A 24,495-nucleotide genomic window follows, 5' to 3' on the forward strand; every position below is an offset into this window, starting at 1 on the left:
GGTCTACCGGTACGGCTCGCTGCCCGCCGGTACGGCCACCTACCTGCGATGGGTGACCCACATCACAGCAGCGGCCGGCCCGCCACCGAGGCGACCACCCGGGCGAACTCCTCGAGCCGCGCGATCTGCCCCGAACCACCGTCGTCGAGCGTCTTGCCGAACCGCAGCGCGTCGTGCCGGGGGCCGAGATGCTCCTCGGGTTGCGTCTCGTCCTGCGAACTGAGCAGCAGGTAGACGTCGACGCTGTCCACCCGGATCTGCCCGTTCGGCGTACGGGTCAGCCGACGGCGGCAGCCGACCTCGGTGACCGTGGACAACGGCACCACCCGTAACGACGACGTCATCGACCCGACCGGCCCGTCCCCCGGCGGGACGTCCTCACCGTGCCACAGGACCATCCGGCTGCCGTCGCAGATCGCCACCTCCTGCCAGACCCCGTTGACCTCGTTGACGAACCGCTCGAGGGTGAAGGCGAGAACCTCGGCGCCCGCCAGTACGCCACCGAGCGCCTCCAGCGCGACGTCCGGGTCCCGCAGGTACGCCCGGCTGGCCGCGTCCAGGTCCGGATAGGGCGACCAGTCGGGGAAGACCGCCGGCAACTCGCCACCACCGAACGCGGGCCGGCTCATGCCGGCCCCGTCCCGGCCACCGTGCCCAGCGACGGGGCCGGCCCTTCGGCCCGGTCGGGTGACGCCGGACCGGCGGCGTCGGGCGGCACCGGCGCACCGGTCTGGTCCCGGCGGCGCGCCGCGTACGCCTCCGCTCCCTTGCTCGGCTTGCGCCGCCGCGGCGGCGCGCTGACCCCCGGTGCCAACCGGCGGGCCGACACCAGAAACGCGGTATGCCCGATCATCCGGTGGTCGGGCCGCACCGCCAACCCGTCGACATGCCAGTCCCGCACCAACGACTCCCACGCCCGAGGCTCGGTGAACCCGCCGGCGGCGCGCAACGCCTCGACCAGTTCGCTCAGCTGCGGCGTGGTGGCGACGTAGCCGACGAAGACCCCGCCGGGCAGCAACGCCCGGGCCACCAGGTCCAGCACCTCCCACGGCGTCAGCATGTCCAGGATGATCCGGTCGAAGCCGACCTCCGGGCAGGACGCGACGTCACCGACGTGCAGCCGCCAGGCCGGGTGCGGGCCGCCGAAGAACGCCTGCACGTTCGCCCGGGCCACCTCGGCGAAGTCCGCCCGGGCCTCGTACGAGTGCACCTCACCGTCGGTGCCGACGGCGCGCAGCAGCGAACAGGTCAGCGCGCCCGACCCGGCACCGGCCTCCAGCACCCGGGCCCCCGGGAACACATCACCCATCGCCACGATCTGAGCGGCGTCCTTCGGATAGATCACCTGAGCCCCGCGCGGCATGCTCAGCACGTAGTCGGCCAGCAGCGGCCGCAGCGCGAGGTACGCGGTACCGCCGGCCGACGTCACCACGCTGCCTTCGGGCAGGCCGATCAACTCGTCGTGCGACAGGGCACCGCGATGGGTGTGGAACGACCGACCGGCAGCGAGCGTGACGGTGTGCATACGCCCCTTCGGGTCGGTCAACTGCACCCGGTCGCCCGGCTGGAAGGGGCCACGCCGGGTGGAGATCGGCGTGGTACTGACATCGCCGGATGCCACGGCGGTCGGCGGAGGGGTCACTGGCTCATCTTTCGGGTCGGTTCCAACAACTGCGCCAGATCGGCGACGTGCAGCACGCCGATCACGTCCTCGCCCCGGGTCACCAGGTACTGCGCGCCCGGATGTTCCTGCACGGTACGGACCACCTGCTCGCCGGTGAGGTCGACCGGGATCCGGCGGACCCCGTCGATACCGCGCGCGACGGTGTCGACCGCCACCCACGGACGGCGCTCCGGCGGAACCGCAGCGGCCGCAGCCCGGTCCACCAGCGCCACCAACCGGCCGAACGAGTTCGTCACCGCCATGGCCGGCTCCCGCCCACCCGGTTGCGCCGGGTGGGCGCCGGCGACCCGGCGCTGCGCCTCAGCCAACGGCGTCCCGCTCGGCACCGGAAAGACCGGCCGGGCGAGCGCCGCCAGGTCGACCAGTGGGAACCGGCGGCCGATGCGCGCGACCCGGATCGACTGGCCGGCACCCTGCCAGAGGGTGAACGCCACCAGCAGCATGAAGATCAGCCCGAACGGGGACAGGATACCGGCCAGCGTGAGCAGCACCACCAGGCCGGCGGTGCCCGCCGCAACGGCCCGACCGACCCAACCGGCGGCCTCGGTGCCGACGTGGCGGTCCCTGGTCACCGCCCAGACCGCGGCACGCAGCGCGCGCCCGCCGTCTAGGGGCAGCCCCGGCAACGCGTTGAACACCGCCACCAGCAGGTTCGCCGCCGCCAACTGGAACGCCAACTGGTTGATCAACGTACGGTCCGGCAGCAGCACGGTCGCCACCACCGCGACCAGGCCCAGGACCAGCGACACCGCCGGACCCGCCAGCGACACCAGCAGGTCGACCTTGGGGGTCGGGGCGTCCCGGTCCATCTCGGTGTAGCCGCCGAGCATCTCCAGGGTGATCCCGCGGACCCCGATGCCGTAGCGGCGGGCGGTCAACGCGTGCCCCAGCTCGTGCAGCAGCACCGAACCGAGCAGGCAGACCACGAAGCCCAGGCCGACCGCGTAGCGGGCCGGCTGCGGCACGTCCAACTGGGTGCGGACGAACTCGCCGTACAGCACGGTGACCAGGATCGCCAGGAACAGCACCGAGGTGTGGAGGTGCACCGGGAAGCCGAGCACCCGGCCGAGGCTGATCCCCGGCCGCCGGTCAGGGCGCCGGTCGGGGCGTTTCGCGGTGTCCTCCATCGGGTTGATGCTACGGAACGCCGTACCGGCCGGCGCGCACGGTTTGTCGCCGCGCCGCCGGCCGGACTGTCACAGCGGTGCCATACCCTGCGTGCATGACAATCGGCCCGGACATCGCGCCCGACGTCGAACCACCCCGGCTGGCCACGTTGTCGCCGTCGCGGGCGGCCGATTTCAAGACCTGCCCGCTGCTGTACCGGTTCCGCAGCATCGACCGGCTGCCCGAGCGAACCACCGTCGACCAGGCCCGGGGCACCCTGGTCCACGCCGTCCTGGAGCGTCTGTTCGATCTGCCGGCCGACCAGCGCACCCCGGCGGCGGCCGCCGACCTGGTCGCCCCGCAGTGGCAACGGCTGCTGGACACCGACCCGACGCTGGCCGACGTCGTCACCACCGGGCCGGCGGAGCCGACGCCGGACGAGCAGGCGGGCTGCCCGGAGCTGGACGAGTTCCTGGCCGCCGCCCGACACCTGCTCGACGGTTACTTCACCGTCGAGGATCCCCGCCGGCTGGAACCGGCCGAACGGGAGAGCCTGGTCAACGCGGTGGTCGACGGGCAGCTGCTGATCCGCGGCTACATCGACCGGCTGGACGTCTCCCCCGCCGGGGACCTGCGGGTGGTCGACTACAAGACCGGCGGTGCCCCCCGAGAGGCGTTCGAGTCCCGGGCGCTGTTCCAGCTCAAGTTCTACGCTCTGGTGCTGTGGCGTACCCGTGGCGTCGTCCCCCGGGTGCTCCGGCTGCTGTACCTGCGCGACGCCGAGATCTGCGACTACACGCCGGACGCCGAGGAGCTGCAGCGGTTCGAACGCACCGTCCTGGCGCTGTGGCGGGCGATCCTGCAGGCCACCGAGAGCCGGGACTTCCGCCCCAAACAGAGCCGGCTCTGCGACTGGTGCAGCTACCAGGCGTACTGCCCGGTGTATGGCGGGACCCCGCCGCCCTTTCCCGACCTGGCGCAGGACCTGGTCTCCTCCTGAGGGAGGAGACCAGGTTCGCACCGTGGTGGGCGCGACGCCACCGCCGTACCGGATACCGTCGCGACATGGAGCCCACCGAGCCGGACCGGTCCACCGGACCGCACGGGTCGCGGTGGTGGCGGTGGTGGTGGCGGTGGTGGCGTACGGCCCGGGGCGCCGGCACGACCGGACCGGTGCCGCCGGTGCTGGCCCGCGACGGCCTGCTCGCCGCCACGGTCGTCGGGGTCGATCTGGCCCTCCAGGCGCTCGGGCCGACCGGTCAGCCCGGCCCGAACCTCGGCTGGCAGGCCGTCGTCGGCTGGAGCCTGATCGCGGCGGCGCCGATCGCGGCACGCCGGGTCGTCGTCTGGCCGGCCGTGCTGGCCAGCGCCGCGATGGTGGCCGTCCCGCTGCTGACCGGCCACGAACCGGTGAGCATGGCGCTCGCCCTGGTGATCCTGACCTACACCGCGGCCTGCTGGCTGGCGCTGCGCCCGGCGGTCGTCGCCACCGCCGTACTGTGGCTGCCGGTGCTGACCGTCAACGCGGCGCTGCCACAGGGTGCCGAAATGCCGGGAATCTCCCGGTTGTACCTGCTGTTCGTCAACGGACTGACCATGCTGGTCGCCTTCTTCATCGGGCGGACCGTGCACGCCCGTCGGTCGGCGACGCGGACGCTGGCCGAACGCGCCCGGGTGGCCGAGGAGAACCAGCGGGCGGCCGCGGACCAGGCGGTCGCCGACGAACGGCGGCGGATCGCCCGGGAGCTGCACGACGTCGTGGCCCACCACGTCAGCGTCATGGGGGTGCTGGCCACCGGTGCCCGTCGGGTGCTGCACCGCGACCCGGCCGCCGCCGACGAGGCGCTCGGCACCATCGCCGACACCAGCCGCAGCACGCTACGGGAGATGCGTCGGCTGCTCGACGTCCTGCGCACCGACGCCGAACCGGCCGACGCCGAGCTCACCCCGCAGCCAGGGCTCGGCGGCATCGAGTCCCTGGTCGAGCAGATCCGCGAGGCGGGTCTGCCGGTGACCCTGCGGATCGACGGGGTACCCGGGGACCTGGATCCCGGCGTGACGCTGACCCTCTACCGGATCGTCCAGGAGGCGCTCACCAACGCGCTCAAGCACGCCGGAGCGGCAACCGCCGAGGTGCGGCTCAGCTTCGGCGTCTACTGGCTGATCGTCGAGGTGTTCGACACCGGCCGCGGTCCCGGTCCGGACCGCGGCCGGGTCGGGCACGGTCTGGTCGGAATGCGGGAGCGGGTGGCCCTGTACGGTGGCACGCTGCGGACCGGCCCGCGCCCGGGCGGCGGCTTCCGCATCTACGCCAAGCTGCCGATGGAGCAGCTGGGGGCGGCTACCCGACAAGGAGCACCGTGACCGAACCCGGCATCGCCGCGCCGTCCACCACCCGTCCGGTCCGGATCCTGCTCGCCGACGATCAACCGCTGCTGCGCACCGGATTCCGGATGGTCCTCGGCGCCGAGGACGACCTGGACATCGTCGGCGAGGCGGCGGACGGGGCGGAAGCCGTCGACCTGGCCCGCCGGCTCCTGCCCGACGTCGTGCTGATGGACATCCGGATGCCCCGGATGGACGGGGTGGCGGCGACCCGGGCGATCGTCGACGCCCGGCTGCCGGTCCGGGTCCTCATCCTCACCACTTTCGACCTCGACGAGTACGTGGTGGGGGCGCTGCGCGCCGGTGCCAGCGGCTTCCTGGCCAAGGACGTGCCCGCCGAGGACCTGGTGGCCGCCATCCGGACAGTAGCGGTCGGTGAGGCCGTGGTGGCTCCCCGGATCCTGCGCCGGCTGTTGGACAAGTTCGCGCTCACCCTGCCCGATCCGGACGCGGCGCCGCCGAAGGCGCTGGACGTGCTCACCGAACGGGAACGTGAAGTGCTCATCCAGATGGCCCGAGGACTGTCCAACGCCGAGATCGCCAGCACCCTGTCGGTCAGCGAAACCACCATCAAGACCCACGTCGGACACGTGCTGACCAAACTCCGACTGCGGGACCGGGTCCAGGCCGTGGTGCTGGCGTACGAGTCCGGCCTGGTCCGCCCTGGCGGATGAGTCCGGCCCGAGCCTGCCCTGGCGGATGAGTCCGGCCCGCCGGGATCATTCTCAGGTCGGAGGAGCGCCCCCGTCACGGGCGGAGTGGTGAACCGTTCCCGGGCAGGACCCGGGCAGGGCGACCGGAACATACCGTTGGCGGCAGACAACAACGGTAGGAGTCTCCGACGTGACAACGACGACAGCGACCGGACCAGCCGCCCGGGCAGCCGACGTGTGGAAGGTGTACGGCGCCGGCGAAGCCCAGGTGATCGCCCTGCACGGCGTCACCCTCGACCTGGAACCCGCCCGGTTCACCGCCATCATGGGGCCGTCCGGCTCGGGCAAGTCCACTTTGATGCACTGCCTCGCCGGGCTCGACACCGTCACCCGCGGCACCATCACCATCGGCGACACCACTGTCACCGGACTCAACGACACCGGGCTGACCAGACTCCGCCGGGACAAGCTCGGCTTCATCTTCCAGCAGTTCAACCTCCTCCCCACGCTCACCGCCGAGGAGAACATCCTGCTGCCCATGGCGATCGCCGGCCGCAAACCCGACCCCGCCTGGTTCGACACCGTCATCGACACCGTCGGCCTGCGTGACCGCCTGCACCACCGACCCACCCAACTGTCCGGCGGCCAGCAGCAGCGGGTCGCCTGTGCCCGCGCCCTCGTCGCCCGCCCCGACGTCGTCTTCGCCGACGAACCGACCGGCAACCTCGACTCCCGCGCCGGCGCCGACGTCCTCGGCTTCCTACGCAACTCGGTACGCGACCACCAGCAGACCATCGTCATGGTCACCCACGACCCGGTCGCCGCCTCCTACTCCGACCGCGTCGTCTTCCTCTCCGACGGCCGTATCGTCGACGAGCTACAGCAGCCGACCGCCGAGGCGGTCCTCGACCGGCTGAAGGGCCTCGACGTCGCGGCGATCGAGCAGGAGCAGGTTTGATGCTGCGCGCCACGTTGAAGAGTCTGCTCTCCCGCAAACTGCGGCTGGTGCTGTCCGCAGTGGCGATCGTCCTCGGGGTGCTGTTCGTTTCCAGCGCCACGGTGCTCACCGACAGCTTGAGCAGCCGCTTCGAACGGCTCTTCCAGACCGTCAACGCGGACGTCGCCGTACAGGTGCAGGCGGCCGACACGGCCGGTCAGCAAGCGGAGCCGCCGCTGCTGACCGACGCTGACCTGAATCGCATCGCCGCTGTCAACGGGGTGGCGTCGGTGACCGGTGACGCCAGCTCTACCGGGGTGATCCCGTTCCGGGCCGCCGACGGCAAGGCGGTGCCGAGCCAGGCACCGCAGCTGGGCATCGGCCTGACCGCCGCCGGCGACGACGACGCGCTGCTCCAAATCGCCGAGGGACGCACGCCCAGCGCCGACGACGAGGTCGCGGTGACCCGGTTGACCGCCGAGCAGGCCGGCGTCACGGTCGGCGACCAGCTCCGGGTGTACGTCTCCAGCGCCTACCAGGCCAGCGAGTACGACGTGGTGGGCCTGCTGGAGTACAGCGGGGGCAGGTCCACCCTCGGTGGCGAGACACTGGTCGCCTTCACCGTGCCACAGGCACAGCAGTTGTTCTACGGCGAGGCCGGGGTGTTCGGCACGGCACAGTTGACCGCCGACCCCGGTGTCACCGACGACGAGCTCAAGCGGCTGGTGGCCGACGAGCTGCCCGCCGGGTTCGAGGCGGTGACCGGCGCAGAGCTCGCCGACGAGCAGGCGTCCCAGTTCACCCAGCTGCTGACCTTCGTCAACTGGTTCTTCCTCGGGTTCGCGCTGATCGCGTTGCTGGTCGGCATGTTCCTGATCTTCAACACGTTCAACATCCTGGTCGCGCAGCGGTCCCGCGAGCTGGCCCTGCTCCGGGCACTGGGTGCCAGCTGGGCCCAGGTCACCTCGGCGGTGCTGATCGAGGCGCTGGTCGTCGGCGTGATCGCGGCCACCCTCGGCCTGGCCGCCGGCATCGGCGTCGCCGCCGGCCTGCAGTTCCTGGCGGTCGAAGCGCTGTCGCTGCCCGCTGGCGGGTTGATCGTCTCACCGGTCGCGATCCTGGCGTCCTACCTGGTCGGTGTACTGATGACCATGGTCGCGGCGTTGATTCCGGCGATCCGCGCCTCGGCGGTTCCGCCGGTGGCCGCGATGCGCGACGTGGTCCGCCCGGACCGGCCGCTGACCGGGCTCACCACTACCGGCGGGGTGGTCACCGCGCTCGGCGCGGGGCTGCTGGCCGTGGGTCTGATCGGTGTCTCCGGGCTGACCGCCGTCGCGCTCGGCGGTGGCGTGCTGCTGTCGATCATCGGCGTGGCGCTGCTGTCGCCCGCCCTCACCCGTCCGGTGGCCGGCACCGTCGGTCGCCTGGTCAGCTGGGGTACGGCGACCGGTCTCGGCCGACGCAACACGCTGCGCAACCCGCGGCGTACCGCTGTCACCGCCGCTGCCCTGATGATCGGGGTGACCCTGGTCAGCACCATCGCGGTGATCGGGTCGTCGTTGAAGGCAACCACCACCGACCTGGTGGAGAACGGCCTCGGGGCCGAGATCATCATCTTGACCAACGGCCAGCAACTGCCGACCGGGCGGGAGGGTTTCGATCCCGCACGCCTCGACCAGGTAGCCGAGATCGACGGTGTGACCGGCACCGTCGCGTACCACATCGCGATACTGACCGCCGACGGCCGCCCCAACCAGCTCATCTCCGCCACCGACCTGTCACAGGCCGGCCCGATGTTCGCTCTCGAGACCGTACAGGGCCGCCTCGACGCCGGCGACGGCGAGACGGTGGTCGACGTGAACACCGCGCAATCCAACGGATGGACGGTCGGCGACGACATCGTCATCGACATGCCGCGTGGCGGCGAACGGGCCTACGAACTCGTCGGCGTCTACCGCACCGCGCTCACCGCCGGGCTGATCCTGCCCGAGTCCCAGGTGCAGTACCTCGCCGGGCCGCTGGCCTACCAGGGGTTCGTCGCCACCACCCCGGACGCCGACGTGCAGCGGATCGTCGCCGAGACCGAGGCGCTGATGGCCGACTACCCGTTGGTGACGGTCGGCGACCGCAGCAGCTTCGTCGAGCAGCAGAACCAGCTGGTCGACATCCTGCTCAGCATCTTCTACGTACTGCTGGCCCTCGCAGTGCTGGTGGCCTTCATCGGAATCGTCAACACCCTGGTGCTGAGCATCTACGAACGCACCCGGGAACTCGGGCTGCTACGCGCGGTAGGGATGAGCCGACGCCAGGTCCGCCGGATGGTCCGCGTCGAATCACTGCTGATGGCGGTCTTCGGCTGCCTGCTCGGTGTGGCGTTGGGCGTGGCGCTCGGACTGGCCGCGTCGTTCGCGATGCGCAGCCAGGACGTGCTGTCGGTGGTCAGCGTGCCGGTCGGCCAACTCGTCGGGTTCGTCGTCGCCGCCGCGCTGGCCGGCGTGGTCGCTGCCTGGTGGCCGGCCTGGCGGGCGTCCCGGTTGAACGTACTGCAGGCGATCTCGCACGAGTGACCGACCAGGCCGGTTGACGGGCAGCCCGAACCGGGCTGCCCGTCAACCGGCCGCCACGGGCAGATCGGCCCGGTACGCGGCGAGCAGCGCGGTCAGATCGGCCACCGTCACGTCGCACAGACTGGCCCGTACCTGGACCCGGTCCGGCACCGGGAACGCCGCCTCGGCCGGCACCGCGAGCACCGCCGCCCCGGCGGCGTGCGCGCTGGCCACCCCAGCCGGGGAATCCTCGACCGCCACGCAGTCCGTCGCCGACACGCCGAGGGCGGCTGCAGCGGCCAGGTACGGGGCCGGATCGGGTTTGGTCGCCGGCACCTCGTCGCCGCAGCACACCACGTCGAAGTTGTGCCGCCCGATGGTGTGCAGCGCCACGTCGACCAGGGCACGTTCGGTCGAGGTGACCAGCGCGGTACGGATGCCGGCCGCCCGGACGGCCCGGACCAGCTCGAAGGCGCCCGGCCGGGCCGGTAGGCCGACGCTGAACAGGGCGGTGACCCGACGGGTCAGCCAGGCTGCGCCGGCCGCCGGGTCCCGCCACGGCTGGTCCAGGTCCTCATGCAGCAGCCCCATCGTGGTGGCCATGTCCGAACCCACCATCGCCAACCGCGCCTCGGCGGACAGTTGCCCGCCGTAGTGCACGGCCAGCTCCCGCAGGGCCACGTCCCAGAGATTCTCGCTGTCGATCAACGTTCCGTCCATGTCGAACAGGACGGCGGCGGGTGGCGGGGTATTCAGCGGAACCTCCCTGGTCCGGGCACGACGGGTTGTCCCACGATCCTGCCTGATCACAGCGCTGTCGCCCAGCCGGCGACGGCGACGGCGCAGGTCGCCGGCCGGCGTGAGTCAGGTCAGGTCACACCCGGCCAGCGACCGGTCATACCCGTTGAAGAAGGCTGCGCTCCGCTGGTCGGCGGTGCCGTGCGAGCCCTCCTCGAACCACGGCTGGTCGGGATCGTCCGCCACGCTCGCCAGACCGCGTTGGAACTCCTCCAGGTCACCGTCGTCGAGCTGCAGCGTGCCGTCGCGTACCGAGTCACCGAGATAGGCCCCGGCCAGACAGTCGGCGGCCAGCTCCCGCTGGATGCTGAACCGGTACTCCAGATCCAGCCGCACCTGGATGCCGTGCGCGTATTCATGGCCGATGAGGTAGAACAGGAACGAGTCGCCGACCGTCTGGAAGACATCGAATGCCCAGTTCGCGTCGTAGGCGATGAACTCGGACCCGCTGGTCAGGCAGTAGACCGCGTTGTTGCGCGGAATGAGCTGGTCGCCGCAGCTCAGTTCGCCGTCGCGTTGGTAGGCGATCGCCTGCCCGATCGGCTCGAACGCCGCACCGAACCCGGCGAACCGCTGCGACCAGTACTGGTCGGCGAGAGCTTCGGCCCCCGCGATGTCCTGCTCGAACTCCTCGACCGTGTCGGTGCCGTCGAGTGACCCGTCGGCCGCCCCGGTGGCACCGCCCCCGGGCACCGCCGGCTGGTTGGGTTCACCCGGCCCGGCGTCGGGCAGCGGCACCGCGGCGCAGGCCGCCGCCGCGACGACGGCGGCACACAACGCCACCAGCTGAAACCGGCTGCGGACACGGTCGCCGGGCTGACGCATACCGGCCTCCTCGCTCAGTTGTCGGACGGCGACGCGTGGCCGTCTGCGGTCCATGCTGCCCCAGTTGCGCAATACGTACGGCGTCGGTATGCGGATCAGGCCGACGGTGGAGCCGGCGCGGCCACCGGGCCGGGTCGTCGGCCGGCACGTAGGCTGACAGGGTGAGGCACGACAACTACCCCGCACCCAGACGTCGACGAGTAGTCGCAACGACCGCGAGCATGCTGCCAGGTCGGTATGACGGCGAGGAGGCCCGGTGACCGAGTTCGACGGTCTGCCGGTGCTGCGGTCACCGGTGGCTATCGCCGCGTTCGAAGGCTGGAACGACGCCGCGGACGCCTCCACCGCGGCCGTCGAGCACCTGCAGGAGGTCTGGCAGGCCCGGGAGATCGCCGCGCTAGACCCGGAGGACTTCTACGACTTCCAGGTCAGCCGGCCGACCATTACCGGCTCCAGCGGCGACGCGCGCCGTATCGAGTGGCCGACGACCCGGTTCATGGTGGCCAGCCCGGAAGGCACCGACCGGGACGTGGTGCTGATCCACGGGATCGAACCGAGCATGCGCTGGCGTACCTTCTGCGAACAGGTCCTGGAGCTGTGCCACAGTCTGGAGGTCAACCGGGTGGTGCTGCTCGGCGCTCTGCTCGCCGACGTGCCGTACACCCGGCCGTTGCCGATCAGCGGGACCGCGTCGGAGAAGGAGGCGGCACAGCGGCTCCAGCTCGTCCCCACCCGGTACGACGGTCCCACCGGGATCGTCGGAGTGCTGCAGGACGCCTGCGCCCGCGCGGAGGTGGACGCGGTCTCGTTCTGGGTACACGTGCCGCACTACGCCAACAACCCCCCCTGCCCGAAGGCGACACTGGCGCTGCTGCACCGGGTGGAGGACGTTCTCGACCTGCCGGTTCCGATGGCCGACATGGCCGAGGAGGCGGCCAAGTGGGAGGCCCGGGTACGGACCACCGCCGAGCAGGACGCCGAGCTGGGCGAGTATGTCCGCGAGTTGGAGGAACGGGTCGGCGACGCTGGTATCCAGCCGCTGACCGGTGACGAGATCGCCCAGGAGTTCGAGAAGTACCTGCGCCGCAGGGGTGGGTCGGCCGGCCCGACAGCCGGTTCGTGGTGACCGGCCGGACGGATACCCGACCCGGATCTATCGGCTAACTGACAGCTCCGTCAGTCGGGCGGCCCTTTACCGGAAAATGTCCGGATGCTAACCCCCACCCCTCTTATGCGTCTGGTGACCGGTTTCTGGAGCTTCAAGACCCTGGCCGCCGCCGTCGAGCTGAACCTGTTCACCAGGCTCGCCGGCGGACGGACCATCACCGTCGGGCAGCTGTGCGACGAGTACGGGCTGGCTGAGCGCCCAGCGGGCACTCTGCTCGCCGCCTGCGCCTCGCTCGGACTGCTCACCAAGCAACCCGGCTCCGACAGCTACCGCAACGCGCCGATCGCCGAGGAGTTCCTGGTAGCCGGCCGCCCCTACTACTTCGGCGGTCAGGTTCGCTACTGCGACGAACGTACCTACCTACCGTGGCATCGCATCGGTGAGGCGTTGCGTACCGACCGGCCACTGACCTGGGACCCGGACACCCAGGAGTCGCTCTTCGCCGACGTGGATCCGCGGATCCTGAACCTGTTTCTGGAGGCTATGTACGCCGCGTCGATCTTCACCGCCCGCGCGCTGGGTGAGGCCTACGACTTCAGCGCCCATCACCGGCTACTCGATCTGGGCGGCGGGTCGGGCGCGTACCCCATCGAGTTGTGCCGGCGGTACCCGCATCTGCGGGCGAGCGTCTACGACCTGCTACATGTCGTGCCGGTCGCTGCGGAGAAGGCCGCCGCCGCCGGTCTGGCCGACCGGATCGACACGGTCACCGGTGACTTCTTCGTCGACGAGAAGCTGCCGCAGGGACATGACGTCATCCTGCTCAGCATGATCCTGCACGACTGGGATGAACCGACCAACCGGGCGCTGCTGACCCGCTGCCACGACGCGCTGCCGTCAGGCGGCACGATCGTCGTCTGCGAGTTGCTGCTCAACCCCGAACGCACCGGTCCACCCGAGGCCGCCCTCATGGGGATGAACATGCTGGTGGAGACGGAGGGCGGGCGCAACTACTCGGAGACCGAGTACGCCGATTGGTTGGCCGACGCCGGGTTCGGCTCCATCCGTACCGTGGTCTTTGACGCCCCCGGGGCGAACGGCGCGCTGATCGCCCGCAAGCGGTGACCGTCGTCGGACGCTGATTGACGAGTGGTCGGGCTGGTGCGTCCGGTTACTGGTCACGCCGATGGGTGTTGTCTGGCGGTGGTCGGGCTGGACACACTCCCTTTGTTATCCTAGGATGCTAGGTATATCGGTTGAAGGGTGGTCGGTCCGTAGAGATGCAGGTCAATCCTGGAGCCGCCGAGGTTCCACACCGCCAGATCGCCGACCTGATTCGGGAACGGATCCGCCGCGGCGAGTGGGCACCCGGCGAACGGCTGCCCGCCATCCCCGCCCTCGCCGAAATGTACGGTGTGGCCAAGCAGACCGCCCAGCGTACCGTCGATCAGCTCCGCGTCGAAGGACTGTTGATCACCAAGCCGGGCTCCGGCACGTTCGTCCGGGGCACCCGACGCCGACTCAACAGGCTCGCCCGTGGCCGGTACGGCGGACACCGCGGATACCACGCCGACCTGGCGGCGCGCTACCGGCAGCAGCTGACCGAGGTCGGCCGCGCTCCGGCGGTACCCGAGGTGGCCGACGCGTTCGGCGTCACTGACGGCACCGAGCTGATCGTCCGCCGGCACCTGGTGCGCACCGAGGACTCCCCGGTCGAGGTGGGAGCCTCCTGGTTCCGAGTGGCCGACGCCGCCGGCACCAGCCTGGAGCGGGCCGAGCCGTTCGGCCGACCCACCTACCAGGAGGCCGAGGAGGTGACGGGCCGACGATACGTCTGGGCGCGCGACGTGCTCAGCGCCCGTCAGCCCAGCCGACAGGAGGCGCAGCTGCTCCGAATTCGTCCGGACACCCCGGTGCTACATCTGCTGCACGTGGCCTACGACGGCGACCGGCGACCGATCGAGGTGGCCCAGGCGACCTGGCCCGGCCCGGTGACCACCTTGACCGAAGAGTACCGGGTCCCGGCACCCATGCCGGATCCGGACCCAGATCCCGGTCTCGTACTCGGCTGACCCGGTACTTCTTGCGGCTTACTTTGTTTTCCATTCAAACTATTGACTTGAAAATCGAGGCATGTGAATCTCGGCACGGGACTGTCGCGAGGGCCGCGCGGCACGGCGGGACCGGGCTACCCGCCGTCCGATCCGGCGGGAACGCCTGTGTCCCGGCAAACCCCGCCACCGCCGTCCAACCTTGTCCGGGAGCAGACATGCCTTCCCTCACCGTCACCCCGTGGGCACCCCTGCGCCGGGTACTCACCGTTGCGGCTGTCGCCGCGTTGCTGTTCACCACCGCGCTGGCCGACGTAGCCGCCGCACACGGCTCATCGATCGCCCCACCGTCACGCAACTACGGGTGCTACGAACGCTGGGCCAGCGACTTTCAGAACCCCCGGATGGCCACCGAGGACCCGATGTGCTGGCAGGCCTGGCAGGCAGACTCCACCGCCATGTGGAACTGGAACAGTCTTTACATCGACGGGGTCAACGGCCAGCACCAGGCACACATCCCCGACGGTCAGCTGTGCAGCGCCGGCAACACCGGCGGTGTCCGGTATGCCGCACTGGACCAACCCGGCAACTGGCGTGCCGCCAACGTCGGCACGAACTTCACGCTCACGTACCACGACCAGGCGCTGCACGGTGCCGACTACCACCTGGTGTACGTCACCCGGCAGGGTTTCAACCCACTCACCCAGCGACTGCGCTGGAGCGATCTGGAGCTGGTGTGGACCACCGACGGCGCGGACCCCGGTGAGGGCACCCGGACCAGCAACCCGAACCTCAACGGCGTGTCGGTCGACATCCCAGTCAGCGCGCCCGGCAGGACCGGCCGGCACATCGTCTACCTGATCTGGAAGGCCAGCCACGCCGACCAGACCTACTACTTCTGCAGCGACGTGAACTTCGGCGGGACCCCGGCCCCGACCACCGCACCACCCACCACCGCACCACCCACGCCGGCCCCGACCACCGCACCACCCACCACCCCGGCGCCGGGCGGCTGTACCGCAACCTTCTCCATCGTCGCCACCTGGCAGGGCGGCTTCCAGGCCGAAGTGCGGGTGACTGCCGGCGGTACGCCGATCAGCCGCTGGACGTTGAACTGGACCAATCCCACCGGACAGCAGGTCACCCAGGCGTGGAACGCCACGGTCAGCAGCAACGGTTCGGCCGTCACCGCCACCAACGTCAGCTACAACGGCAGCATCGGGTCCGGAGCGTCCACCAGCTTCGGCCTGCTCGGCTCGGCCACCGGCACGCCGGTGGCACCGACCCTGACCTGCACGCCGAACTGACCTGTCCACGAAGTCCGGTCGGGTCCGGCGCCGCTGCAGGACCCGACCGGACACCGGTACGGTCAACCGAGTCAGTCGTGCAGGCGCACACCGAGCAGGGCGTCGCAGGTCTCGGCCATCAGCGTCGGTGCCTGCGGATCCGCACCGGTGCCGGCGAGCGCGTGGTCGGCCCACTCGTCGATCAGGGCCAACGCGCCAGGGGTGTCGAGATCGTCGGCCAGCCGGCCGCGGACCCCGGCGAGCAGCTCCGCGCCGGACGGCCCAGCGTCACACCGGGCGGCCTCGCGCCACCGGTGCCACCGCTGCTGACCGCTTTTGAGGGTGTCGTCGGTCCACTGGCGATCAGCCCGGTAGTGCCCGGAGATCAGCGCCAGCCGCAGAGCCATCGGTGGCACCCCGTCGCCCCGCAGCCGGGAGACGAAGACCAGGTTGCCCCGGGACTTGGACATCTTCTCCCCGTTGAGGCCGATCATGCCGGCGTGCGCGTAGTGGGCGGCGAACGGGCCGGTGCCGGTCAGCACCTCCGCGTGCGCGGCGGAACACTCGTGATGGGGGAACAGCAGGTCGTTGCCGCCGCCCTGGACGTCGATCCGGTCACCCAGCAGACCCAGTGCGATCACCGCGCACTCGATGTGCCAGCCCGGTCGGCCGGGGCCCAGCGCACCGCCGTCCCAGGCCGGTTCACCGTCGCGGGCACCGCGCCACAGCAGCGGGTCCAGCGGGTCACGTTTACCCGGACGCTGCGGATCGCCACCCCGCTCAGCGGCGAAGGTCAACATCTGCTCCCGGGACAGATTCGACTCGTAGCCGAACCGCGGCGCGGCGGCCACGTCGAAGTACACGTCACCGGTGCCGTCGGCCAGCCGGTAGCCGGCACCGCGGTCAAGAAGGGCGCCGACCCGCTCGGCGATGGCCGGGATCGATTCCACCGCACCCACGTAGTGGTCCGGCGGGATGATCCGCAACGCCTCCATGTCCTCCCGGAACAGCGCGGTCTCCCGCATCGCGAGAACAATCCAGTCCTCCCCGTCGCGGGCCGCCCGCTCCAGCAGCGGATCATCGACATCGGTGACGTTCTGCACGTACCGCACCCGGTGCCCGGCGTCCCGCCACATCCGCTGCACCAGATCGAACGCGAGCATGGTCGCGGCGTGCCCCAGGTGGGTGGCGTCATACGGGGTGATCCCGCATACGTACATCGTCGCAGGGTCGACCGGCCGGGTCGGTGCCACCGCCCGCCGAGCAGAGTCGAACAGCGCCAACGGCACACCCGTGCCGGGCAGCCGGGGCACCTCATGACCGGTCCAGGAGTCCATGCCGCCACCCTATCCAGGGTGCCGGCGGCACCGGAGAACGGCAGACGAATCACATCGGCGGCCAGGGAATCGCGCTACGCGTCGCCGGCGGCGGCGGAAAGCACCCGGCCTCGATCAGTGCGTCGACCCGCCCGCCCAGCTGGGTGACCTCGGCCTGGGTGAGCAGCGACGCCAGCTGCCCGCCCAGCTTCGCGTCGACCGCCGTACGCAGCTGACGCAACGCCGACCCGGCCTCCGGTGGCAACGGACGGCCGGACCAGCCCCACAAGACCGTACGCAGCTTGTCGTCGACATGGAAGCACAGCCCGTGGTCGACGCCGTACACCTGGTTGTCCGTCCCGGCCAGCACGTGCCCGCCCTTGCGGTCGGCGTTGTTGACCAGGACGTCGAACACCGCGAGTCGGGCCAGCCGCGGATCGTCGGCATGCGCCAAGGCGTACGGCCTGCCGTCGGTGTCCCGGGCCGCCGCCACCGGCAGCCAGTCGGTCGGCACCTGGTCGGCCGCGACGAAGTCGACCAGCGGCACCGATCCGTCCGGCTCGTCGATCCACAGCTGGCAGGCACCCGGACCGATCGGACCGTCCCGCAACACCGTCGGCGGTACCAACGGCCACCCGAGCGCCTGTGCCACCAGGTGGGCGGCGACCTCCCGGCCGGCCAACGTGCCGTCCGGAAAATCCCACAGTGGACGCTCGCCGCGGACTGGCTTGTACACGCACCGGATCGCTGTCCCGTCGGCCTCGATGACAGCCCGCAACGTCGTGTTCGATGCGTCGATCAACTGGCCTTCGAGCCGCATCTCGCCGGTACGGAGCAATCGCAGCACGGTGGCGTCCCGGTCCACCGCCGGCTGCCGGCCCGTCTCCATCACCTCAGCGGTGGTAGCCGTTGTGCCGTGGACAGAGGTGGCCGCGCGGGTCCAGCGGCTGACCGCAGAGCGGACAGGGTGGACGGCCGGCGGCCACCACCCGGCGTGCCCGATCTATGAAGCCGCGGGCCGCCGCCGGGGTCAGCCGGACCCGGAGCCGGTCCAGGCTGGCGTCGACCTCGTCCTCGCTGTCGTCGTCGTCATCGTCGTCGAGCAGGCCGTCGTCGTCGCCGGTTTCGAGCCCGGCTTCCGGCTCGCCGGCGGCGATGGCCTCGATGACGACGGTGGTGGTGTCCACGTCGAAGGCCAGGCCGAGCGTGCCGACCCGGAACTCCTCGTCGACCGGCGTCTCCAGCGGTTCGTTGTCCGACTGCCCGGTCGGTAGTTCCGGCACGTCGACACCGAACCGCCGCTGCGCCTCGGCCAGCAGCTCCTCGAGCTTCTCGGCCAGCAGCGACACCTGGACCTTCTCCAGGGCCACGCTGACCACGCGACCGCCACCCCGGGCCTGCAGGAAGAACATCCGCTCCCCCGGCGGCCCGACGGTCCCCGCGACGAACCGCTCCGGCGGCTCGAAGGCATGCACCTGGTGGGTCATGTCATCGACCCTATCGGGCGTCCGGGTCGATCCGGTAACGCACCGACCCGATTGACCGGTACGCTCACTGCCGGTCACGTCCGCCGGCACCGGCGCCGCCGCCGACAGCGGCATCGGAATCGGAATCGGCCGACCCACCCCGTCGCCTCGGCCGACGCTGTTTCGCCGGCACCAACCCGGCCAGGTCACCGCCGGTGTCGTTGAGCCGCACCAGGAACGGCCGGGTCGCCGTGTACCGGATTACCGTCAACGAGGCGGGATCGGCCACGATCCGCTGGAACAGGTCCAGGTGCAGGCCGAGCGCATCGGCCACGATGGCCTTGATCACATCGCCGTGGGTGCAGGCCAGCCAGAGAGCGTCGGGCCCCCGTTCGGCGTCCACCACACCGTTCCAGTGCCGTACCGCAGCCACCGCGCGGGCTGCGACCGCGGCCAGCGCCTCCCCGCCGGGGAACACCGCGGCACTCGGATGCTCCTGCACGACCCGCCACAGCGGCTGTTTCACCAGTGACCGCAGAGACTGGCCCTCCCACTCGCCGTACCCGCACTCGATCAGGCCGTCGTCGATCGCCGGGGTCGCCTCGGGAACGGTCAGCGCCAGGGTCTGCCGGCATCGGACCAGCGGGCTGCTGACCACCTGTGCCCAGGGCAGCCCGGCCAGCCGGGCGCCGACCGCCCGGGCCTGCTCCTGGCCGGTCTCGTCGAGCTCGACCGGCTGCCGGCCGGCCAGACCGCCCGCAGCGTTGGCGGTCGTCCGACCATGTCGCAGAAGTACCAACGTCGCCACCAAACCAGCCTACGGGGGGCGGCTGCGTGCCGGGCCGGCGACCGACCCGGTCAGCAGTCGGGTCGGGTCCCTCAGGTGGCGGAAATGGTGCCGGTGACCAGCAGCGCCATCACGAGGGAACCGAGCGCCACCCGATAGAGCACGAAGGCGTACAGGGTGTGATGCGCGACATAGCGCAGCAACCAGGCGATCGCCGCGTAGCCGACCACGAACGCGATGGCGGTCGCCACCACCATCTGGGCCGCCGTGGGTGCCCGGCCCTGCGGGTCGAACACGTCGGGCAGGCTGAACAGCCCGGACATCACCACCGCGGGAATGGCCAGCAGGAAGGAGAACCGCGCGGCCGCCTCCCGGGTGAGGTTCAGCAACAGTCCGGCGGTCAGTGTGCCACCGGACCGGGAGACGCCCGGGATGAGCGCCATCGCCTGGGCGAAACCCATGACCACGCCGTCCCGCAGGGTCAACCGCTCCAGGGTACGGGTCTGCCGGCCGAGGTACTCCGCGACGGCGAGGACCAGCGCGAACACGATCAGCACGGTCGCCGTGATCCACAGGTTCCGCAGACCGTCGCGGATCTGATCCTTGAACAGCAGGCCGATCACCCCGATCGGGATCGACCCGACGATGACGTACCAGCCCATCCGGTAGTCCGGCTCGCCGCGTACCGAGGGATCCCAGATGCCAACGACCCAGGTCCGGGTGATCCGCCAGATGTCCTTGGCGAAATAGAGCAGCACCGCAGCCTCGGTGCCCAACTGGGTCACGGCGGTGAAGGAGGCCCCCGCGTCCGCCTCGAAGAACAGCGCCGAGGTGATCCGCAGATGCGCCGACGAGCTGATCGGCAGGAACTCGGTGAGCCCCTGCACCACGCCGAGCACGATGACCTCGACCCAGCTCACCGCCCCACCCCGGCCACGTCGAGGGCCCGCGCCACAGTCCGCAGCGTCGCCAACCGCGCCTCGGTGTCGGCGTCGAACAGGCTGACCGACAGGGTGGTCACGCCCGCGGCGGCATACTCGCCGATGCGCTGCGCGATCCGGTCCGGCGGGCCCAGCAGCGCGGTCTGATCGATGAATTCCAGCGGTACGGCGGCTGCAGCCTCCCGCAGCCGGCCGGCCAGATAATGGTCCTGCACCTCGTCTGCGGCGGCCCCGAAGCCCATCCGGGTGGCCAACTGGTGGTAGAAGTTCTGCGTCCGGCTGCCCATCCCGCCGACGTACAGCGCGGCGTACCCGCGCAGCAGGTCGGCGCAGGCGGCGACGTCGTCGCCGACCACCACCGGCACGGCCGGCACCACGTCGAAGCCGGTGAGGTCGCGACCGGTGCGGGCCCGGCCGGCGGCGATCAACGCCAACTGGTCGGCGGCGGTGCTGGGCGAGAAGAAGACCGCCAGCCAGCCGTCGGCGATCTCGCCGGCCAGTTCGAGGTTGCGGGGGCCGACCGCGGCCAGATACACGGGAATCCGCGGCCGGGGCGGGCGGAAGTTGAGCTTCAAGACCTTGCCCGGGCCATCGGGCAGCGGCAGGGTGTAGTGCGTGCCCGCATACTCGACCCGCTGGCGTCCGACCGCGAGCCGGACGATCTCCACGTACTCGCGGGTCCTGGCCAACGGCTGACCGAACCGTACACCGTGCCAGCCCTCGGAGACCTGCGGACCGGAGACCCCCAGGCCGAGCCGGAACCGGCCACCGGACAACGTGTCGATGGTGGCGGCGGTCATCGCGGTCGACGCCGGGGTCCGGGCCGGGATCTGCATCACCGCCGAACCCACGTCGATCCGGCTGGTCTGGCCGGCCAGCCAGGCGAGCAGACTCGGCGAGTCGGACCCGTACGCCTCGGCGGCCCAGACCACCGTGTAGCCGAGCCGCTCCGCCTCCTGGACGAGCGCCAGTTGGTCGGCCGGCGAGCCAGCGCCCGTGAGGTAGCCGAGATTGAGTCCGAGTCGCACTCCCAGTCATCCCCCATCCCCCGCCAGGCGGGGCGTCGACGGCGCTGCCGGGCAGCGGCCGTGGCCAAGCCGCACCAGGGTACGCAATCGTCCGCCGCCATTAGACAACCGGCCGGGTGACTCGCCGACCGGCTCGGTGCCGGTCGGCAGCGGACGACGGCGGGAGTGAGGATGTCCGTACCGCCAGGATCTGCTTAAGGTGCATCCATGCAGCAGCGACCGCTCGGCCGCAGCGGGCTGGCGGTCTCCCGGCTCGCGCTCGGCACCATGACCTGGGGCCGGGACACCGACGCCGACGACGCCGCGGCGCAACTGAAGAGTTACCTGGACGCCGGGGGCAATCTGATCGACACCGCCGACGTGTACGGCGACGGCGACGCCGAGGCGGTCATTGGTTCGCTGCTGGACAGCATGGTGCCCCGCGAGGATCTGGTCATCGCGACCAAGGCCGGGCTACGGCCGGGCGGGCCACGGCGGCGCGACACCTCCCGTTGGCATCTGCTGCGTACCCTCGACGCCTCGTTGCGGCGGCTCGGCACCGACTACATCGACCTGTGGCAGGTACACGGATACGACCCGGACACCCCGATGGAGGAGACCCTCGGCGCGTTGGACACGGCGGTGACCAGCGGACGGGTCCGGTACGTCGGGGTGTCGAACTTCAGCGGCTGGCAGACCGCCCGGGCGGCGGCCTGGCAGGCCGCGGTGCCCGGCCGGGCCGCCGTGGTCGCCGCTCAGGTCGAGTACTCCTTGCTGCAACGTGGGATCGAACGGGAGGTGCTGCCCGCCTGCGCCGCGTTGGGGCTGGGTGTACTGCCCTGGTCACCGCTCGGCCGCGGCGTGCTCACGGGTAAGTACCGGCACGGCCGCCCGGTCGACTCCCGGGCCGCGTCGCCGCATCTGGAGCTGTTCGTCGCGACCTACCTGGAGCCGCGCTGCTCCAGCATCGTCGAGGCGGTCTCGACGGCCGCCGCCGGCCTGGGGGTGGCGCCGCTGGAGGTCGCGCTGGCCTGGGTCCGGGACCGCCCCGGGGTCACTGCGCCGATCCTCGGGGCACGCACGGCGGGGCAGCTGCTCGGGGCGCTGCAGGTTGAACGGATGACGCTGCCCACGGAGATCACCCGGGCACTCGACGACGTGTCGGCGCCGCCCGTCGGCTACCCGGAACGCGACGGGTGACTGAGCCTCCGAAGGAGGCCGACGGGTGACACAGCTCGGGGGCCGACGGCAGGATGGTGGTCATGGACTACGAGTACGCGCCGCTGCGGTTACCGCCGAACGTCGACCGGGTGACCGCAGCCGCGCAGTTGGCGATCCAGGCCGAGTTCTCCGGCTGGGAGCTCGCCCGGGTGCGGCTGTTCCGTGACGGCACGCGCCAGGTGGTGCTCCGGCGCAGAATCGCCCGGCAGCCGCAACCCGGGCTCAGTACGTAGTCGGTACGATCAGCGCGGGTCGCCGCCCGGGGCCTCGTCGTCATCGTCCGGCAGGTAGGCGTGCTCGTCGAGTCGGCCGACGATCTCGTCGCCGGGAACCGACCGGAACGGTCCGTCGACATCGCCGTCGCTGAACGCCTCCGGATCCAGCGGTGTGGTGACCTCGTGCACCATGACCACGCCGTCGAGCGGTTCCAGCTCCGGGATGTCCAGCGCGCCGAGTGAGCCGTCGCCGGCCTGCAGCAGCTCGAGCACCGCCTCTCCGACACCACCGACCGGCTCGGCCGCCTCGGCGGACGGGCTGCCCTGGCGGCGGGCCGCGTCGGCGATGCGGACCAGCGCGGCGACCGACGGCACCCGGTAGTCCCGACGCTGGCGTACCGAGACGACCTGCGGGTGCGGGTCGGCCAGTTCGGCGCCGTCGACGCCGCCGACGCCGACGCCGAACCGTTCGTCCGCCTCCTGCGGATCGATCGACTCGACGTCCCAGGGTGTCACCTCACCGAAGGCGTCCAACAGTTGCTCGTCGTAGGCGTACGACGCGTTGTTGAGCGTCACGTACGCCTGCCAGACGGCGTCGTCGTCGATCCGGCCGTCGGCGGCCTTGACCGTGGCCAGATGTGCCCGGGCCGCCTGGAACACCTGCTCCAGCGCGGCGTCGAGGTCGGTGTGCTGGTCGGTCATACGGGTGGAATTCCCTTCACCGTCGATGGGGCGCCGGCGGTCAGCTCTGGCGCAGGAAGCGGTCGAGCACATGCACGCCGAACTGTAGCCCCTCGACCGGGACCCGCTCGTCGATGCCATGGAACAGCGCAGAGAAGTTCAACTCCGCCGGCAGCCGCAGCGGGGTGAACCCGAAGCATCGGATGCCGAGTTGACGGAATGCCTTGGCGTCGGTGCCGCCGGAGAGCATGTACGGCACGGTCCGGGCACCGGGGTCGGCGTGGCGCAGCGCGGCGGCCATCGCGTCGACCAGTGCACCGTCGAAGGTCGTCTCGATCGCCGGCTGCCGCTCAACGTGTTCGATCTCCACGTCCGGGCCGATCAGCTGGCGGAGCTCGGTCAGGAACTGGGTTTCCTGGCCGGGCAGCACCCGGCAGTCGATGGTGGCGCTGGCCCGACCGGGGATGACGTTCTCCTTGTAGCCGGCGTCCAGCCGGGTCGGGTTGGCGGTGTTGCGGACCGTGGCACCGATGATGTTCGCGATCGGGCCCAGCTTGGCGATCGTCGTCTCCGGGTCGTCCGGGTCGAACTCGATACCGAGCAGGTCGGAGACCTCAGCCAGGAAGTCCCGCACGGTCGGGGTGACGACGATCGGGAAACGGTGCCGGCCGAGCCTCGCCACCGCCTCGCACAACGCCGTGACCGCGTTGTCGTCGTGCATCATCGAGCCGTGTCCGGGACGGCCCCGGGTGTGCAGCCGCAGCCAGTTGATGCCCTTCTCCGCCGTCTCGATCAGATACAGCCGCAGGTCGTCACTGACCGTGTAGGAAAAGCCGCCGACCTCGCCGATCGCCTCGGTGCAGCCGTCGAACAGCCCGGGGTGCCGCTGCACCAGGTGGTGAGCGCCGTACCGGCCGCCGGCCTCCTCGTCGGCGGTGAAGGTCAGCACGATGTCGCGAGGTGGCCGGGTCCCGCTGCGCTGCCAGTCACGGACCACGGCGAGCACCATCGCGTCGAAGTCCTTCATGTCGATCGCCCCGCGGCCCCACAGGTAGCCGTCGCGCAACTCACCGGCGAACGGTGGGACCGACCATTCGGAGGCGTCGGCTGGGACCACGTCGAGGTGGCCGTGCACGAGCAACGCCCCGCGGGACGGGTCGGTGCCACCGAGCCGGGCCACCAGGCTGGCCCGGCCGGGCGCGGACTCCACGATCGTGCTAGTGACGCCGACCTCGGCGAGCTGGTCGGCGACGTACTCCGCGGCGACCCGTTCACCGACGCTGGTCAGCGGGTCACCGGTGTTGGTGGTGTCGATCCGCAGCAGGTCGCGGCAGATCCGCACGACCTCGTCAGTCGGTGCCGGCGGCGGGGAGGGTGCAGTCATGCGGTTCTTCTTACCAGCCGTCCGGCCGCTGCCCCAGCCCTGCCGCGACACGCCTCACGGTTTCGGGCGACGGTGTGGTGGGTATCGCCGCATCCGC

The 24,495-nt window shown here is 71.0% G+C and carries 24 protein-coding genes; 11 read left to right on the plus strand and 13 right to left on the minus strand.

All coding sequences use genetic code 11. The features are described 5' to 3' along the window. Window positions 1-62 precede the first annotated feature (62 nt). From O7543_RS05705 to O7543_RS05715, 3 genes are read right to left on the minus strand one after another with little or no spacing between them, the layout of a single operon-like run. Complete coding sequence (locus tag O7543_RS05705) at window positions 63-629, minus strand: hypothetical protein (RefSeq protein ID WP_281554812.1); 567 nt, start codon at window positions 627-629, stop codon at window positions 63-65. Further along, a complete protein-coding gene (locus O7543_RS05710) occupies window positions 626-1,621 on the minus strand; it encodes a tRNA (adenine-N1)-methyltransferase (RefSeq protein ID WP_281555580.1) in 996 nt (331 codons plus the stop codon). Before O7543_RS05710 ends, O7543_RS05705 begins: the two co-directional genes overlap by 4 nt. 17 nt (window positions 1,622-1,638) lie before the next feature. Continuing rightward, window positions 1,639-2,811: a site-2 protease family protein gene (locus O7543_RS05715; RefSeq protein ID WP_281554811.1), complete on the minus strand. Its 1,173-nt coding sequence runs from the start codon at window positions 2,809-2,811 to the stop codon at window positions 1,639-1,641. Window positions 2,812-2,906: 95 nt separating this feature from the next. Between O7543_RS05715 and O7543_RS05720 the strand changes: the two genes are divergently transcribed. From O7543_RS05720 to O7543_RS05740, 5 genes are all read left to right on the plus strand, one after another. Continuing rightward, complete coding sequence (locus O7543_RS05720) at window positions 2,907-3,791, plus strand: PD-(D/E)XK nuclease family protein (RefSeq protein ID WP_348650079.1); 885 nt, start codon at window positions 2,907-2,909, stop codon at window positions 3,789-3,791. Between the two features lie 65 nt (window positions 3,792-3,856). Beyond that, window positions 3,857-5,155: a sensor histidine kinase gene (locus O7543_RS05725; protein ID WP_281554810.1), complete on the plus strand. Its 1,299-nt coding sequence runs from the start codon at window positions 3,857-3,859 to the stop codon at window positions 5,153-5,155. After that, entirely contained in the window at window positions 5,152-5,850 is a 699-nt protein-coding gene (locus tag O7543_RS05730) for a response regulator transcription factor (RefSeq protein WP_281554809.1), read from the plus strand. The genes O7543_RS05725 and O7543_RS05730 overlap by 4 nt, the downstream gene beginning before the upstream one ends. Before the next feature lie 169 nt (window positions 5,851-6,019). After that, window positions 6,020-6,787: an ABC transporter ATP-binding protein gene (locus O7543_RS05735; RefSeq protein ID WP_281554808.1), complete on the plus strand. Its 768-nt coding sequence runs from the start codon at window positions 6,020-6,022 to the stop codon at window positions 6,785-6,787. Continuing rightward, window positions 6,787-9,333 carry an FtsX-like permease family protein gene (locus O7543_RS05740; RefSeq protein WP_281554807.1) on the plus strand — a complete coding sequence of 849 codons (2,547 nt, stop codon included), beginning with the start codon at window positions 6,787-6,789 and terminating at the stop codon, window positions 9,331-9,333. Before O7543_RS05735 ends, O7543_RS05740 begins: the two co-directional genes overlap by 1 nt. A gap of 42 nt (window positions 9,334-9,375) precedes the next feature. Here O7543_RS05740 and O7543_RS05745 read toward each other — a convergent pair whose 3' ends face one another. Next, window positions 9,376-10,068 carry an HAD family phosphatase gene (locus tag O7543_RS05745; RefSeq protein WP_281555579.1) on the minus strand — a complete coding sequence of 231 codons (693 nt, stop codon included), beginning with the start codon at window positions 10,066-10,068 and terminating at the stop codon, window positions 9,376-9,378. Between the two features lie 108 nt (window positions 10,069-10,176). Then, window positions 10,177-10,935 (minus strand): neutral zinc metallopeptidase, encoded by a 759-nt coding sequence (locus O7543_RS05750; RefSeq protein ID WP_281554806.1) that lies wholly within the window; start codon window positions 10,933-10,935, stop codon window positions 10,177-10,179. Window positions 10,936-11,191: 256 nt separating this feature from the next. Here O7543_RS05750 and O7543_RS05755 point away from each other — a divergent pair, with 256 nt between their 5' ends. The 4 genes from O7543_RS05755 to O7543_RS05770 all read left to right on the plus strand — a co-directional run bounded on the left by O7543_RS05755 (window position 11,192) and on the right by O7543_RS05770 (window position 15,401). Continuing rightward, on the plus strand, window positions 11,192-12,061 hold the full coding sequence (locus O7543_RS05755; protein WP_123601502.1) for a PAC2 family protein: 870 nt from the start codon (window positions 11,192-11,194) through the stop codon (window positions 12,059-12,061). Between the two features lie 84 nt (window positions 12,062-12,145). Beyond that, window positions 12,146-13,168 carry a methyltransferase gene (locus O7543_RS05760; RefSeq protein WP_281554805.1) on the plus strand — a complete coding sequence of 341 codons (1,023 nt, stop codon included), beginning with the start codon at window positions 12,146-12,148 and terminating at the stop codon, window positions 13,166-13,168. Window positions 13,169-13,323: 155 nt separating this feature from the next. Then, window positions 13,324-14,115 carry a GntR family transcriptional regulator gene (locus O7543_RS05765; RefSeq protein ID WP_281554804.1) on the plus strand — a complete coding sequence of 264 codons (792 nt, stop codon included), beginning with the start codon at window positions 13,324-13,326 and terminating at the stop codon, window positions 14,113-14,115. Window positions 14,116-14,312: 197 nt separating this feature from the next. Further along, window positions 14,313-15,401: a lytic polysaccharide monooxygenase gene (locus O7543_RS05770; RefSeq protein ID WP_281554803.1), complete on the plus strand. Its 1,089-nt coding sequence runs from the start codon at window positions 14,313-14,315 to the stop codon at window positions 15,399-15,401. Window positions 15,402-15,472: 71 nt separating this feature from the next. On the opposite strand, the gene mshC is transcribed toward O7543_RS05770, so the two are convergent. The 6 genes from mshC to O7543_RS05800 form a co-directional block, all read right to left on the minus strand. Beyond that, window positions 15,473-16,717, minus strand: coding sequence for a cysteine--1-D-myo-inosityl 2-amino-2-deoxy-alpha-D-glucopyranoside ligase (mshC, locus tag O7543_RS05775; protein WP_281554802.1), 1,245 nt, complete (start codon window positions 16,715-16,717; stop codon window positions 15,473-15,475). A 49-nt stretch (window positions 16,718-16,766) separates the two neighbouring features. Continuing rightward, window positions 16,767-17,585, minus strand: coding sequence for an SCO1664 family protein (locus O7543_RS05780; RefSeq protein WP_281555578.1), 819 nt, complete (start codon window positions 17,583-17,585; stop codon window positions 16,767-16,769). 4 nt (window positions 17,586-17,589) lie between these two features. After that, window positions 17,590-18,183, minus strand: coding sequence for a DUF3090 domain-containing protein (locus O7543_RS05785; protein ID WP_281554801.1), 594 nt, complete (start codon window positions 18,181-18,183; stop codon window positions 17,590-17,592). A 64-nt stretch (window positions 18,184-18,247) separates the two neighbouring features. Beyond that, window positions 18,248-18,970: an MSMEG_4193 family putative phosphomutase gene (locus tag O7543_RS05790; RefSeq protein ID WP_281554800.1), complete on the minus strand. Its 723-nt coding sequence runs from the start codon at window positions 18,968-18,970 to the stop codon at window positions 18,248-18,250. A gap of 71 nt (window positions 18,971-19,041) precedes the next feature. Next, entirely contained in the window at window positions 19,042-19,869 is an 828-nt protein-coding gene (locus tag O7543_RS05795; protein WP_281554799.1) for an undecaprenyl-diphosphate phosphatase, read from the minus strand. Beyond that, window positions 19,866-20,918 carry an LLM class F420-dependent oxidoreductase gene (locus O7543_RS05800; protein WP_281554798.1) on the minus strand — a complete coding sequence of 351 codons (1,053 nt, stop codon included), beginning with the start codon at window positions 20,916-20,918 and terminating at the stop codon, window positions 19,866-19,868. The genes O7543_RS05795 and O7543_RS05800 overlap by 4 nt, the downstream gene beginning before the upstream one ends. A 207-nt stretch (window positions 20,919-21,125) precedes the next feature. On the opposite strand from O7543_RS05800, the gene O7543_RS05805 reads away from it, so the two are divergent. Together O7543_RS05805 and O7543_RS05810 are read left to right on the plus strand one after the other, a co-directional pair. Next, window positions 21,126-22,097, plus strand: coding sequence for an aldo/keto reductase (locus tag O7543_RS05805; protein ID WP_281554797.1), 972 nt, complete (start codon window positions 21,126-21,128; stop codon window positions 22,095-22,097). Between the two features lie 62 nt (window positions 22,098-22,159). After that, a complete protein-coding gene (locus tag O7543_RS05810) occupies window positions 22,160-22,351 on the plus strand; it encodes a DUF5703 family protein (RefSeq protein ID WP_281554796.1) in 192 nt (63 codons plus the stop codon). A gap of 9 nt (window positions 22,352-22,360) precedes the next feature. Here O7543_RS05810 and O7543_RS05815 read toward each other — a convergent pair whose 3' ends face one another. Then, a complete protein-coding gene (locus O7543_RS05815; RefSeq protein ID WP_281554795.1) occupies window positions 22,361-23,035 on the minus strand; it encodes a hypothetical protein in 675 nt (224 codons plus the stop codon). Window positions 23,036-23,075: 40 nt separating this feature from the next. After that, on the minus strand, window positions 23,076-24,398 hold the full coding sequence (locus O7543_RS05820; RefSeq protein WP_281554794.1) for a M20/M25/M40 family metallo-hydrolase: 1,323 nt from the start codon (window positions 24,396-24,398) through the stop codon (window positions 23,076-23,078). Between the last annotated feature and the right edge of the window lie 97 nt (window positions 24,399-24,495).

The sequence above is a fragment of the Solwaraspora sp. WMMA2080 genome (assembly GCF_027497395.1).
In the GTDB taxonomy this organism is placed as follows: domain Bacteria; phylum Actinomycetota; class Actinomycetes; order Mycobacteriales; family Micromonosporaceae; genus Micromonospora_E.

Excerpts from the sequence above, each read along its gene's own strand:
- O7543_RS05715 (WP_281554811.1), bottom strand. The coding sequence starts at position 2,811 with ATGGAGGACACCGCGAAACGCCCCGACCGGCGCCCTGACCGGCGGCCG.
- O7543_RS05720 (WP_348650079.1), top strand. The coding sequence starts at position 2,907 with ATGACAATCGGCCCGGACATCGCGCCCGACGTCGAACCACCCCGGCTG.
- O7543_RS05770 (WP_281554803.1), top strand. The coding sequence starts at position 14,313 with ATGCCTTCCCTCACCGTCACCCCGTGGGCACCCCTGCGCCGGGTACTC.
- O7543_RS05725 (WP_281554810.1), top strand. The coding sequence starts at position 3,857 with ATGGAGCCCACCGAGCCGGACCGGTCCACCGGACCGCACGGGTCGCGG.
- O7543_RS05765 (WP_281554804.1), top strand. The coding sequence starts at position 13,324 with ATGCAGGTCAATCCTGGAGCCGCCGAGGTTCCACACCGCCAGATCGCC.
- O7543_RS05815 (WP_281554795.1), bottom strand. The coding sequence starts at position 23,035 with ATGACCGACCAGCACACCGACCTCGACGCCGCGCTGGAGCAGGTGTTC.
- O7543_RS05760 (WP_281554805.1), top strand. The coding sequence starts at position 12,146 with ATGCTAACCCCCACCCCTCTTATGCGTCTGGTGACCGGTTTCTGGAGC.
- O7543_RS05780 (WP_281555578.1), bottom strand. The coding sequence starts at position 17,585 with ATGGAGACGGGCCGGCAGCCGGCGGTGGACCGGGACGCCACCGTGCTG.
- O7543_RS05705 (WP_281554812.1), bottom strand. The coding sequence starts at position 629 with ATGAGCCGGCCCGCGTTCGGTGGTGGCGAGTTGCCGGCGGTCTTCCCC.
- O7543_RS05810 (WP_281554796.1), top strand. The coding sequence starts at position 22,160 with ATGGACTACGAGTACGCGCCGCTGCGGTTACCGCCGAACGTCGACCGG.
- O7543_RS05785 (WP_281554801.1), bottom strand. The coding sequence starts at position 18,183 with ATGACCCACCAGGTGCATGCCTTCGAGCCGCCGGAGCGGTTCGTCGCG.
- O7543_RS05740 (WP_281554807.1), top strand. The coding sequence starts at position 6,787 with ATGCTGCGCGCCACGTTGAAGAGTCTGCTCTCCCGCAAACTGCGGCTG.
- O7543_RS05820 (WP_281554794.1), bottom strand. The coding sequence starts at position 24,398 with ATGACTGCACCCTCCCCGCCGCCGGCACCGACTGACGAGGTCGTGCGG.
- O7543_RS05805 (WP_281554797.1), top strand. The coding sequence starts at position 21,126 with ATGCAGCAGCGACCGCTCGGCCGCAGCGGGCTGGCGGTCTCCCGGCTC.
- mshC (WP_281554802.1), bottom strand. The coding sequence starts at position 16,717 with ATGGACTCCTGGACCGGTCATGAGGTGCCCCGGCTGCCCGGCACGGGT.
- O7543_RS05750 (WP_281554806.1), bottom strand. The coding sequence starts at position 10,935 with ATGCGTCAGCCCGGCGACCGTGTCCGCAGCCGGTTTCAGCTGGTGGCG.